The sequence below is a fragment of the Pseudomonas sp. G166 genome (assembly GCF_037027455.2).
Taxonomy (GTDB): domain Bacteria; phylum Pseudomonadota; class Gammaproteobacteria; order Pseudomonadales; family Pseudomonadaceae; genus Aquipseudomonas.
Window position 1 is genome coordinate 3,487,563 of record NZ_CP146985.1, and the last position, 13,223, is coordinate 3,500,785.

The 13,223-nt window shown below is 62.8% G+C and carries 9 protein-coding genes; 4 read left to right on the forward strand and 5 right to left on the reverse strand.

The window, feature by feature from the left end; genetic code table 11:
* Positions 1-19: 19 nt before the first annotated feature.
* Together SGN16_RS15025 and SGN16_RS15030 are read right to left on the reverse strand one after the other, a co-directional pair.
* Positions 20-5,122: a leucine-rich repeat domain-containing protein gene (locus tag SGN16_RS15025; protein ID WP_335945500.1), complete on the reverse strand. Its 5,103-nt coding sequence runs from the start codon at positions 5,120-5,122 to the stop codon at positions 20-22.
* 159 nt (positions 5,123-5,281) lie between these two features.
* The gene (locus SGN16_RS15030) at positions 5,282-6,220 is read right to left on the reverse strand and encodes a LysR family transcriptional regulator (protein WP_210638817.1); all 939 of its coding nucleotides are present in this window, start codon (positions 6,218-6,220) and stop codon (positions 5,282-5,284) included.
* Between the two features lie 126 nt (positions 6,221-6,346).
* On the opposite strand from SGN16_RS15030, the gene SGN16_RS15035 reads away from it, so the two are divergent.
* The 4 genes from SGN16_RS15035 to aldA are packed head-to-tail and all read left to right on the forward strand — an operon-like array spanning position 6,347 to position 11,100.
* Entirely contained in the window at positions 6,347-7,642 is a 1,296-nt protein-coding gene (locus SGN16_RS15035) for an MFS transporter (RefSeq protein WP_335945501.1), read from the forward strand.
* Positions 7,643-7,658: 16 nt separating this feature from the next.
* Positions 7,659-8,843 carry an L-rhamnonate dehydratase gene (rhmD, locus tag SGN16_RS15040; RefSeq protein WP_335945502.1) on the forward strand — a complete coding sequence of 395 codons (1,185 nt, stop codon included), beginning with the start codon at positions 7,659-7,661 and terminating at the stop codon, positions 8,841-8,843.
* Between the two features lie 11 nt (positions 8,844-8,854).
* Positions 8,855-9,655 carry an HpcH/HpaI aldolase/citrate lyase family protein gene (locus SGN16_RS15045; RefSeq protein ID WP_335945503.1) on the forward strand — a complete coding sequence of 267 codons (801 nt, stop codon included), beginning with the start codon at positions 8,855-8,857 and terminating at the stop codon, positions 9,653-9,655.
* 11 nt (positions 9,656-9,666) lie between these two features.
* Positions 9,667-11,100, forward strand: coding sequence for an aldehyde dehydrogenase (aldA, locus tag SGN16_RS15050; protein WP_210638821.1), 1,434 nt, complete (start codon positions 9,667-9,669; stop codon positions 11,098-11,100).
* Positions 11,101-11,198: 98 nt separating this feature from the next.
* Here the strand turns inward: aldA and SGN16_RS15055 are convergent, their stop codons facing one another.
* The 3 genes from SGN16_RS15055 to SGN16_RS15065 form a co-directional block, all read right to left on the reverse strand.
* Positions 11,199-11,801, reverse strand: coding sequence for a LysE family translocator (locus tag SGN16_RS15055; protein WP_335945504.1), 603 nt, complete (start codon positions 11,799-11,801; stop codon positions 11,199-11,201).
* Between the two features lie 54 nt (positions 11,802-11,855).
* Positions 11,856-12,692, reverse strand: a complete 837-nt coding sequence (locus SGN16_RS15060; protein ID WP_335945505.1) for an AraC family transcriptional regulator — start codon at positions 12,690-12,692, stop codon at positions 11,856-11,858.
* Between the two features lie 98 nt (positions 12,693-12,790).
* On the reverse strand, positions 12,791-13,216 hold the full coding sequence (locus SGN16_RS15065; RefSeq protein ID WP_335945506.1) for a heme-binding protein: 426 nt from the start codon (positions 13,214-13,216) through the stop codon (positions 12,791-12,793).
* Positions 13,217-13,223: the final 7 nt, after the last annotated feature.

The following is a 13,223-nucleotide window of genomic DNA, read 5'->3' on the forward strand; positions in this document are numbered from 1 at the left end:
GAGCAACTGCTTCCCGTGGCTATTGCCGTCGCAGCGACCACCAAGGGGTGACCAATTCGGTGGTTATCCGCCTTGCCAGGGCTTCAACCTCTCGGCTTTTGACGGAACGGTAGATGGCCATGGTCCGGCGCAATTGGTCTTCAGTGAGCATCACCGGCTGACCTGCGGCCCAATCCACATCCGCCACGGCTTCCAGTCTCACCCGCTGCCAGACTACGCCGTTGGGTAGAGTGACCGACTCCAGGGCACTGGGCAGGTCGCTGGCAGGTTGCCTCAGGTTATCTAACAGCACCTGGGGCCAGTGGGATGGATCCACGGGTTCGCTGAAGGCATCCACCAGGTTGTCTTCCACCGTGTCCCAGATCGCCAGGCCTTCGAGCCAATCGCGCGACATCAACCCCAGGTAGGGGCGCCAGGCCAACTCCCCTATGCGGGGCGTCTGATCATTGCTGTTGAAGGTGTCCTGGGCGTCGCTGAGCCAATTGATGAAACCCTCCCGGGTCGTGGCTGCCCTGCGCTGGGATAGCTCCGGATAGAGGCTGCTCAGTACCCGGTTCCAATACTCGTGCTGGGTGCCCAGGAACCGCGCAAAAGGCACGCCCTGCGGATCGAGGCGGGCACGCTGGACGGACTCGAACATCAAGAAGTGCACCTCCAGCTCAGAGACGTCTGGCGTTTGCCTGTCCAGCACGCGCGCTTGCAGGCGTGTGCGCAGTTGCGCCAGTTGCTGGTCAAAATCGGCAATTCGAATGAACAGGTCGGCATAGAGATTTGAGTACCCGGTGTAGTACTGCAGGATGCCCGCGGCGCGCTGACGATATCCCAGCGCCAGCCCGTTCGGCTCACTGGCATCGACGTCGCGAATGAGACCGGAGAACCAGTCAATGAAACGTCGCCCCCCGGCATCGTCCCGGGCCACTTCCAGTGTTTTCTTCAGATCAGGGAGGTCATCCAGCCAGTCATCGACCGTGTAGCGGAAAGCCTCACGGTCCAGGGCGCGAAGAGCGTTGATCTGGACACTTGGTAGTGGATTGTCTTCAAGCCATAAACCAAGGGTGTTACTGCTTGGCATGCTGGCAAGCGCGGGAAGCAGGTCATCTTGAATATTGCTGATGCGGTTGCCCTTGAGATCGAGGAAGATCGGCTCGGATGAAGGCCTGGATATCAGCGTCAAGGCCATCGTCGGCACCCGATCCAAGCCTGCGTAGGCCAGTTCCAGCTCTTCCAGGGCTGCGAGCTCCGACAGGTTCGGCAATTCGCGGCAATTGTTGCCACTCAGGCGCAGTTCTTTCAAGCCTGTGGCGGTGCGCAGGAAGGCACTGCCCTCTTCATCCAGGCGCAAGCCACAGCGAACCAGATCCAGCCCTTCCAGACCGGGTAAAGCAGTGATGGCCAGCAGTTCCTGGGCAGTGAAGTTCAGGTTATCGGACCATACCAGTTCACGCAGGGCAGGCAGCTCAGCCAGGCGGCCGATGGCTGCGACCATGTTGGCCTCGGCGCCAGGCTCCGCGCCGCCAGTTATCTCGGAAAGGTGCAGGACCCGCAGCTTGGGGGCGCGATTGGCACCAATCAGGGGGACAAATACATCCGCGTTCATGTTGAGTGGATTTTTACCCAATGCCAGCTCCAGCAGATTGCGAAACTCGCCCGCCGCCACGGGTACGGCGGTGAAGTTATTACCGTGCAGGCGCAGCGTATCGATATTGGGAAACAGCCGCAGAAAGTCCGAGGGGTCTTCACTCAAACTCATGTGTGACAACGTCAGGGTTTCGATATGGGTGAAACGCGCGTGGATCGTAGGGAGCCTGCCGATGTCCCACCCCGACAGACGCAATGTCAACTCGCTGTCTTCCCTGCGCGGATTGGGTTCACGCCGCCAGGCGCGGCGGATTTCGTTCGCTACGCCGCGACGATTCGCCAGGATATCCTCTCGGCTGTAGCGACCCTCCACCGGGTGATGAACGCCCTCATGGACTTCCCACTGGCGCAACCCTTCATCGAGCGTCGCCCATTCATTGCTCAGCCGGCTGACCAACTGGTTCAGGCTGAGGCCTTCACGCGCGGCCTGGTCGGTCAGGCTGCGCTGAAGCCCCGCAAGGGACTCCCCGGCATAGTGAGGATAGAGTCGTTCAAGACGCCCTTCCAGGCTGTGGCGCCAGCCCTGCAACGGCAGTTTTCCACGCCCACTGAGCGGATAACCCAAGCGTCCGTTCTGCCATTGCGGGCCTTGCGCGCCGCTATCCAGGCGCTTGAGGAGCAGGAAAGCACGCAGCCCTTGCCGATCGTCAAGGGCTTGCCCCAGCAACGCCTTGCGAAGCCTGGCCGCCTCCCAAATGTTGAATCCCAGCGCCCTGCGGGCCTCGTCCGGCATTGCGCTTAGCAGCGCCTCTTCCAGGCTCAACCCCACGCCCAGCTCGTTGCCCTGCTCGTCAAAGGCCTGGTACTGCCCGCCGTCCTGGCGAATGACTTTCAAAGGCCCCTCTTCCCCCACTTCCAACGGGCTGGCCAGTTCGCTCGACACCAGGCGCAGGCGCAACCGGCCGCGCAATGGGGCCATATTGCCCAGCAAGCCCATGACAACGCGGTCTCGATCGGCGCTACGTTCTCCGCGCTCCAAAGCACGTAACGTACGTGTCAGGCGCAGCTCGGTCAGGGCCTCTACGCACTGTTTACCCAGGCTTCCCGTCACCCGGCCGGCACGCAGGCGCACCAGGTCCTCGCCTTGAGCCTGGCTGGCAAGCTCGTTGGCCATAGATTCCGGCAGGCCGGGGAAGGCCCGAGCCACGGGAACGGCCAACGGATCGAGCCCGGTGGACCGGGCCATGGCGGCGGTCACGTGGGTAGCATTGCGTTCCAGGTAGGCGGCCCAGCGGCCAGCCAATAGTCGACTGCACTCCACCGGACGCAGGCCGAGGGGGCTTTGCCCCAGCAGTGTCCGCTGCTCGCTCACGCTCAGGCCGGCCAGGATGCGACTCGCCCAGCCATCGTGCGCCAGATCAGCCTGGTTCAGATCGAGAAAGCGCGTAGCCGTCGTGTCACCCATCGAGTGAACCCGCCCCCCATCGTGATAGCGCAGCGTCACCGTCTCGGGCCAACCCGGCAGATCCACGAGGGTCTGAGTGATTCGAACGTGCATGTTGCCTGGCGCTTCGCCGCCGCGCAGACGCCCAATGGTTTGCTGCACCCATTGCCAATCCCGTGCTTCACTCAGGGCATCGGCGAATATGGCCGGCATCGGCTGCCCGTTCACTTGCAGGTAGCGCAGATGCGTCTCGCTGATACCCACCTGCCGCTGCAGGGCAAGGATCGAAGGGTCGTCCAGTTCGGCCGGCGTCTCGACAAAGCTACGCAGCAGCTCCAGATTGCTGCGCTGCAACGGGTTGCGGTGCGCCCACTGCCAGCCGCGGGCACGGTTCCACTCCATGATCGGCGTTACGCCACGATGGTCGGTGGGTAGTCGCAGGCCCAAGGCATCGGCTGTGCCCTGCACCTCGAAATAACGGCCCTCGATCTGCACCCATGCCTCGTCCGTTGTGCGCCATACCCCCCAGGCATCCTGCTCGGCCTCAAGGGGTGGCAAGCGCCGTGCTTGGAAAGGCCTGACATCGCCATTCCACAGGCGCGTCGTACCGTCACGCACCGGCATGGGTTCGACAGCCCCGCCGATAAAACCCAGATAGGCCCCTTGAGCGACCCCGAACAGGACGTTGAAGATGTGGTCGATACCTTCTTGCGCGTGACCTTCGTTGAACGCCTGGATGCCTTCGAAGAACTCATACACCAGGCGCACCCCGCCCACCGCCGCCGCAGCCATCCCGACAGGTGCGCAGAACGGGATGAAACTGACGGCGAGCATCAGGGAACGCTCGGCGAGACTTTCCCAGTATTCGAGGCGAGCCAGCAGCGCCTGCCAATCCTGATCCTTGGTGGAAACCATCAGCGCCGAGGCATTGGCCAAGGTGTGGGTTCGCCATTCGTGATAGCGATCGTCCCAGTGATTTTCACGCACATCACCCAGGGTCCAGGGCACATGGGGCGCAGGCACTCGAATGCGCCGGGGGTTGCCATCCTCGCCAAGCTCACCCTCTCTCCAGCCCGCGATCCGGGCGTGGATTTCCTGGAAAATATTGAGGTTGTCCGTTATCTCCCACTCCACTTGATCATGCAGGGCATCGCCGAGCCGGGCCTGCAGACGTACCGGGAAGTAGCGCATCAGGCTCTCGCGATAACGCCGTCTGCGCAGCCGTTCGATCAACTGCGCGGCCATGGCCTGTAAGCTGGGGAATTGCTTGATTGGTGCCACAATGTCATGGGGCATGTGCAAGACCAGCGGACGAACGCCTTTGGCGTCCCCTTCCAATCCCCAGTACACCCGGGCGCCAAACAGTGGCACCGACAGCACCTCCAGTGCCTTGACCTCACAGGCCAGGGATTTGACCGGGTGAGCGTTGAGTTGCACCCCGACATGGGCCAGCAACCGCTCACCGGTTTCATCCAGGCGCCCATCCAGCTTCGCCTCGTAGGCGTCATAGGTGAGCAGGCTGCGTGCGTACTTGATGTAGGCGTCGGCGACAACCGGGACCTCGTTGCGAATCTGTGGCAGTCGCTGCTTGAGCAGGCGCTGATAAGTACCGCCTGCATCCAGCTCCCGACACAGACGTGCGAAAGTGGCCGGGGTCATGGGCAGTGCCGTAGTGTCTGACGGGGCTCCCCGGCGGTAAAACTCTCCAGGCTTGCCCTTGATGAACAGCTCGCCGTTTTTATCCAAAGCGCCGCCAGTGACGGCATCGGCGGGAGGATAGTTGCGCATGGCCGCTTCGACCACCGATAGCGAGGTGCCGAAAGGGTCACGCTTGACCCTGGCCCGCCGTAGCGCATCCGCAACGCTGCCGGTGCCATTCACCAAGCGCCAGGACTGTATTTGCGGCCGGGCCTGCAGCAAGTCGCGCGTGAAAGTTTCCGGTGCCGGCAGGTCGATCAGTAGCGCGTTGAGCGCGTCGCTGTCGCGCTGCAATTGCTTGGTAAAGGCCTTGAAACGCTCCTGGTGGATCCGCGAGGCACGTTTCAGCCAGACGGGCAGTCGGGCCTGGATGAACTCGATATGGGTATCGAGAGTGGACATGATGGACCTCCTTCCTTGGGGTCGATTGGGCATTTGAAATTTACAGCTCACCAAACGTTGGCGTCGTCGATGCTCCCCAAAACGATGGTTTTTTGAAACCGTCAGACTGTTGCGAGGGGTTGCCGCGCAGCACGCCATTGCGGGTGTATTTCCTGCCCCTCACAACGCGGCCTTGCTACGCAGCAAATCAATGAACAAGCCCAACTCCCGGCTCACCGGTTCGCCCTTGCGCCGCAACATCCCGAACGGCGCCAATTGCACATCCAGCGCCACCGGCAGCGCGACCACCAGGCCCATCTTCAGGTAATCGCGCAAAGCGGTTTCCGAGAGCACCATGATTGCGTCGGTCAATTGAATCAGTTGCTGCATGGAGTACACCGAACTGCATTCGATGATGTCCGCCGGCGTCGGCAGCGCCAGGCGTTGCAGCGCCTGATCGAGGCCGATGCGTGCCGGGCTGGTTTCCGGCTGCAGGATCCATGGCCAGTCGCTGACCAGTTCGGCCAGGGCCAGTTTTTTGCGCCGGGCCAACGGGTGGCCGGCATGGACTACCACCAGCAAACGCTCATTGCCCAGTTGTTCGAAATCGTAGTGTTCACTGTCGGTGGCCGCGTTGCGCCGGGCGATGGCCAGGTCGATACGACCTTGTTCCAGTAGCTGGATCACCTGGTCGCTGGTATCGCCCATGATACGGATCCGCAATTGCGGGTTGAGGGCCTTGATGCGGGCGATGGAGTCCATCACCAGGTCCGGCGCGGCGCCCATGATGGTGCCGATGGACAGGTAACCGTAACCACCTTGCTGACGGGCCAACAGGTCTTCGGCACAACGGTCCAGGCCACTGAGGGCTGACTCGGCAAAGCGAATCAGCTCCTGTCCCAGGGCGGTCGGACGCATGCCACGCGGCAAGCGCTCAAACAGGTCGCAACCGAACATGTCTTCGATTTCGTGCAGCATCCGGGTTGCCGCCGGTTGCGACATATTCAAGCTCTGGGAGGCGCGATGCAGGTTCTGGCTGGCGCTCAGGGCCACCAGCATGTGCAGGTGTTTGTAGCGCAGGCGGTTGAACAGGCTGCGGGACAGCGCGGGATCGGTCATCGATGAGCCTCGGATTATCGATACCTTGAAGGTATCACTTGTTAGCGAGATTCGATTTGTAACGCATCGATCGCCGGCCGTACAGTCCAGCCCATAAGAACAAATATCTGCTAAAGGACTCCCGCGATGAAGACTCTTCCTGCGTCTGTACTGGCCAAGATTTCCTGGCGCCTGCTGCCCTTCCTGCTGCTGATGTACATCATGGCTTTTCTCGACCGGGCCAACGTCGGCTTCGCCAAACAAGCCTTCCAGGCCGACACCGGTATCGGCGACGCCGCATTCGCATTTGGTGCCGGCGTGTTCTTCGCCGGTTACGCGCTGCTGGAAGTACCCAGCAACCTGATCCTGCACCGCGTCGGTGCGCGGTTGTGGATGTGCCGGATCATGGTTACCTGGGGCCTGGTTTCAGCGGCCATGGTCTTTGCTCACAACGAAACCAGCTTCTACGTGCTGCGCTTCTTGCTGGGCGTGGCCGAGGCCGGGTTCTTCCCCGGGGTGATTCTCTACCTCACCTATTGGTTCCCTTCGGCGGCTCGGGGCAAGGCCATGGGCTTTTTCTATTTTGGTGCGCCGCTGGCCTTCATTTTCGGCAGCCCGCTATCAGGGCTGTTGTTGGAACTGGACGGCTTCGCCGGTGTTCACGGCTGGCAATGGCTGTTCGCCGTGGAAGGCCTGATGGCTTCGGCGGTCGGCGTGTGGGCCTACTGGTATCTGGACAATCGTCCGGCCGATGCGAAATGGCTCTCGCTCGAGGAACGCCGCCAGGTCCAGGACCTGCTCGATGCCGAGGATCAACACAAGCAATCCCATGGCCGCAGCCTGCTCAGCGTGCTGTGCCAGCCATCGGTGCTGTACCTGTGCCTGATTTACCTGTTGATCCAGGCCAGTGTCTACGGCGTGGTGTTTTACCTGCCGACCCAGGTGGGTGGGTTGCTGGGCAGCAAGGTCGGGCTGATGGTGGGGCTGGTCACCGCGATTCCGTGGATCTGCGCCCTGTGTGCGGCCTATCTGATTCCTGGTTACAGCGACCGCAGCGGCCAGCGCCGCCGTACCGCCGCGTTGACCTTGCTGATGGCGGCCGCCGGGATCGCCTGTTCGGTGAGCGTGTCCAGCCCACTGCTGGGCATCATTGCCCTGTGCTTCGCCGCCTCCGGGTTCATCGCTGTACAGCCGGTGTTCTGGACCTTTCCGTCCAGCTACCTGGCCGGTAGCGCCGCAGCGGCAGGCATCGCGTTGATCAACTCCTTCGGTGCCCTCGGCGGCTTCATTGCTCCGGTGCTGAAGAACTGGGCCGAAGGCGCCTTCCACTCCCCTGCTGCCGGCCTCTATCTGCTCGCTGGCACCACAGTCATTGCCGCGTTGCTGGTACTGGGCATCCACTCGCCCGGCCAGCGCGCCTCGAACACACCGGCCACTGTTTAACTCAAGGAGCTGCACCATGGGTACCCCCACGATCAAACACGTCCGCGCCTTTGTCCTGCGAGGCGGCGGCGCGGATTATCACGACCAGGCGGACGGCCATTGGATCGACGATCACATCGCCACGCCGATGAGCAAGTACCCGGACTATCGTCAGAGCCGCCGTAGCTTCGGCATCAATGTGCTCGGCACCCTGGTGGTGGAAATCGAAGCCAGCGACGGCACCGTCGGCTTTGCCGTGACCACCGGCGGCGAGCCTGCGGCCTACATCGTTGAAAAACACCTGGCACGTTTCATCGAAGGTGCCCGGGTCACCGACATCGAAAAGATCTGGGACCAGATGTACCAATCGACGCTGTACTACGGTCGCAAAGGCCTGGTGATCAACACGATTTCCGGCGTGGACCTGGCGCTCTGGGACTTGCTGGGCAAGATTCGCCAGGAGCCGGTGCATCAATTGCTCGGTGGCGCAGTGCGCGACGAGTTGCAGTTCTACGCCACCGGCGCCCGGCCGGACCTGGCGCAAAAAATGGGCTTTATCGGCGGCAAGATGCCGCTGCACCACGGCCCGGCCGAAGGCGAGGAAGGCTTGCGCAAGAACCTCGAGGCATTGGCGACCATGCGCGAACGGGTCGGCCCGGATTTCTGGCTGATGCTCGATTGCTGGATGAGCCTGGACCTCAACTACGCCACCAAACTCGCAGTCGGCGCCCATGCGCACGGTTTGAAATGGATCGAAGAAGCCCTGCCGCCCGACGACTACTGGGGCTACGCGGCACTGCGCAACAACGTACCCAAGGGCATGCTGGTGACCACCGGCGAACACGAAGCCACCCGTTGGGGCTTTCGCATGCTGTTGGAAATGGGTTGCTGCGACATCATCCAGCCGGATGTCGGTTGGTGCGGCGGTCTCACCGAGCTGGTGAAAATCTCCGCCCTGGCCGACGCCCATAACGCGCTGGTGATCCCCCACGGTTCCTCGGTCTACAGCTACCACTTCGTCGCCACCCGGCATAACAGCCCGTTCGCCGAGTTCCTGATGATGGCGCCCAAGGCGGACGAAGTGGTGCCGATGTTCCACCCGCAATTGCTGGGCGAGCCGGTGCCGGTACAAGGCCGCATGCGCCTGTCGGTCCTCGACCAGCCTGGCTTCGGCGTGACGCTGAACCCGGAATGCCAACTGCACCGGCCTTATAACCGCTAAAGGAGCCTGCCATGAACATGCCCCGCAACGCCTTCAAGGCCGCGCTGACCTCAAAGGACACCCAGTACGGCATCTGGGCCGGTTTCGCCAGCGGTTACGCCGCTGAAATCGTTGCCGGCACCGGTTACGACTGGATGCTGATCGATGGCGAGCACGCGCCCAACACCGTGCCCAGCGTGCTCAGTCAACTCCAGGCCGTGGCGCCCTACGGCACCGCACCGGTGGTGCGGGCGGTGACCGGCGAAGCCAACCTGATCAAGCAACTGTTGGACATCGGCGCCCAGACCCTGATGATTCCCATGGTCGAAACCGCTGAACAAGCCCGGGCGCTGGTGCGCGCCATGCGCTATCCGCCCCACGGCATTCGTGGCGTGGGCGGCGGCCTGACCCGCGCCACCCGCTGGGACGGCGTGGCGAACTACCTCAATACGGCCCATGAAGAACTGTGCCTGATCGTCCAGGTGGAATCGCGCACGGGCGTGGAAAACGTCGAAGCCATCGCTGCCGTCGAGGGCGTGGACGCGGTATTCATCGGTCCGGCCGACCTGTCCATCGGCCTGGGCCATGCGGGCAATCCCGGTCATCCCGAGGTCCAGGAACGCATCCGACACGCCGTGAACGCCACCCTCGCGGCGGGCAAGGCCTGCGGCATCCTCGCGCCCAACGAAGAAGACGCCCGGCGCTACCAGGGTTGGGGCTGTCAGTTCATCGCCGTGGCCATCGACATCAGCCTGCTGCGCCAGAGTGCTCTCGCCACCCTCGCCCGCTATCGCGAACCCGCCACCGCTCAAGCGCCTTCGCGCACTTATTGAAGGACACTGCCATGTCATCCGTTCCCGTGTTCCAAAACTTCATCAACGGCCAGTTCACTCGCAGCGAGGCACACCTGGACGTGTTCAACCCAGCCACCGGGGCTCTGTTGTCCCGCGTCCCCGCGTCCACCGCTGCCGACATCGATCAGGCCCTGGCTGCCGCCCGCGTCGCGCAGAAAGACTGGTCGGCCAAACCGGCCATCGAACGCGCCGGACACCTGCGGCGCATCGCCGCCAAACTGCGAGAAAACGTCGCTCACCTGGCACGCACCATCACCCTTGAGCAAGGCAAGATCAGCGCCCTGGCCGAGGTGGAGGTGAATTTCACCGCCGATTACCTCGACTACATGGCCGAATGGGCCCGGCGCATCGAAGGCGAGATCATCACCAGCGACCGTCCCGGTGAAAACATCTTCCTGTTCCGCAAGCCTCTGGGCGTGGTGGCCGGGATCCTGCCGTGGAATTTCCCGTTCTTTTTGATCGCTCGCAAGATGGCCCCGGCGCTGCTGACCGGTAACACCATCGTCATCAAGCCCAGCGAAGAAACCCCGAACAACTGCTTCGAATTCGCCCGATTGGTGGCCGAGACCGATCTGCCGCCCGGCGTGTTCAATGTCGTGTGTGGCGACGGCCAGGTCGGCGCAGCCTTGAGCGGCCATAAAGGCGTGGACATGATCAGCTTCACCGGCAGCGTCGACACTGGCTCGCGAATCATGACCTCGGCTGCGGCGAACATCACCAAGCTGAACCTGGAGCTGGGCGGCAAGGCGCCGGCCATTGTGCTGGCGGACGCCGATCTGGAGCTGGCGGTGAAAGCCATTCGCGACTCGCGGATCATCAACACCGGGCAAGTCTGCAACTGTGCCGAACGGGTCTACGTGGAGCGCAAGGTCGCCGATCAATTCATCGAGCGCATTAGCGCGGCGATGTCAGCCACCCGCTATGGCGACCCGCTGGCCGAGCCGGACGTAGAAATGGGCCCGTTGATCAACCGCCAGGGCCTGGACAGCGTCGAGCGCAAGGTGAAAAAGGCCCTCAGCCAAGGCGCCAGCCTGATCAGCGGCGGCAGCGTGGCGGGCCGCCCCAGCGGTTTCCACTTCCAGCCCACGGTACTGGCCGGCTGCAATGCTTCGATGGAAATCATGCGTGAGGAAATCTTTGGCCCGGTGTTGCCGATCCAGATCATCGACGACCTGGACGAGGCCATAGCCCTGGCCAACGACTGCGACTACGGCCTGACCTCTTCGGTCTACACCCGCGACCTGAGCCGGGCCATGCACGCCATTCGGGGTCTGGACTTTGGCGAGACCTATGTGAACCGCGAAAACTTCGAAGCCATGCAAGGCTTTCACGCCGGGGTGCGCAAATCCGGGGTTGGCGGGGCCGATGGCAAGCATGGTCTGTATGAGTACACCCATACCCATGCGGTGTACTTGCAAAGCTGACCGGCGAGAGACCGAGGCTTGGCGAAGCGCTCGCCCTTCAGGGGGCGCTTCGCCCCGCAACGGGGATAAATCCCTCGCCACAAACGTCCTGCTTTTTCTCAGACCACCAAGGTCAACCACGCCGATACCAGTAGCATCACCGCCATGACCCGATTGAACCGCCCCATCGCCACAGCGGAACGGCAGAACCGTGCAGCGCCACGGCCCAGGTAGGCCCAGACGGTCATGCACGGGATCGAAATGGCAAAAAACGCCAGGGACAGCCAGAGCACCCGCACAGTACGGTCAGCTTCGGCGCCAGCGAAGACGCTGACCACTGCCAACGCCATCATCCAGGTTTTCGGGTTCACCAACTGCAACCCGGCAGCCCCCGCCAAGCCCAGACGCGGGCCCTCGACCGGCTGGGACGGATCGATGGCCTGGGCCGGTGCGCTGAAAATCTGCCAGGCCATCCAGCTCAGCCAGGCGATGCCCGCCCACGAGAGCAGCGTCTGGATCGTGGCATGGCGCGCCAGCACGTCCCCCAACCCGGTGCCGACCAAAAGCACCAACAAGGCCGCAGCCGCGCAGGCACCGAGGATGATCGGCACGGTGGTTGCCAGGCCGAAGCGCGAACTGTGGCTCAGCACCATGATATTGGTCGGGCCCGGGGTAATGGAGGCGACAAAAGCAAACAAGGCAAACGGCAGTAACTGGTCCATTGAACTACGTCTCGCTGAATGATCGATCGCTTGATCATCCCCACGCAGCCGTGGTCAGTCTGGAACAATTGAGCAGCGCTTGCGATAGTCCGCCGGGCTCAGGCGATAGGCGCGCTGGAACCAGCGCCCCAGGTGGCTTTGGTCGGCGAACCCGAGCATCGCCGCCACCGCCACGGCACTCTCGCCACGAGCCAGCAAACGCCGGGCCCGGGCCAGGCGCAACTGGATCAGATAGGCATGGGGCGCCAGGCCGAACGCTGCCTTGAACGCCCGGGTCAAGCGGAAACGATCCACGCCGGTCACCCGCGCCAGGTCGTCCAGTCCGACATCGTCGCTCAGGTGGCTGTGCAGGTAATCCCGGGCTTGTTGCGCGACCAGCGGCAGGCGTGGGTCGGGGTTGATCCGTGTCCGCCAGTGCAAGTGTTGGGTCAGGTTGGCAAGCAAGGCGTCCAGGGCGGTCTGGCGCACGATGCGGATCTCCTGCTCATGCAGGCTCTGGAAGGCCATGGCCGTGGCGCTCGCCAGCCGCGCATCGTCGGTCAGGGTGGCGGCAAACCCCAGTTGGGCATTGTCCGGCGCCACGTCGAACAAGGAACGCAACTCGCGCTCCAGCCAGTGGGGCTCCAGGTACAGCGTGCGGTAGGTAAACCCATGATCGTGGGGGGCGTTGCCGTCATGCAGCTCGCCGGGCTCAAGCAGGAACACTTTGCCCGGCGTGCTGTTGTGCTGCTGGCGGCGACAATGAAACTGCTGAACGCCCTGCTCGGTCACGCCCACCAGGTAGGTGTCATGCCAATGGGGATCATAGGCATGCCCCTCGAAATGCGCGCGCACGGTCTCGATACCGGACGTGGCGTCCTGTTTGAAATCGATCCAGTTGCGCGCGGTCATGAGCCGTCTCGTTTTGTCTATCCGCTCGGGGCAGATTAACCGCTGTGGGCGATGACGTCTGGAAGATTTGTGCAACCCGTTCCCACAGGTCGAGTCAATCAGACATCCGATGCGATAGTCCCCTCCCAGGTCTCCACCGACAGCCGCGCCAGTTCGGCATCCTGCTCGGCCTTGACGCCGGAGACACCGATAGCGCCGATGCATTGGCCGTCGTGACGAATGGTCACGCCGCCTTCGAGCATGCCTTGCAGGTGCGGCGCGCTGAGGAAAGCGTAGCGGCCGCCGTTGATCATGTCTTCGAAGACCTTGCTGTCGCGCCGGCCCATGGCGGCGGTACGGGCTTTTTCGGTGGCGATATAAGCCGATAACGGCGAGGCATCGTCCAGGCGCGACAGCCCGAGGGGGTGACCGCCGTCGTCCACCACACAGATCGACACCGCCCATTGATGCTGGTGCGCCAACTTCTTGGCCGTCTCCAGCAATTGCTCAACGTCCTGCTCAGTGAGTACCGCTTTGGTTTTCATGGATCAC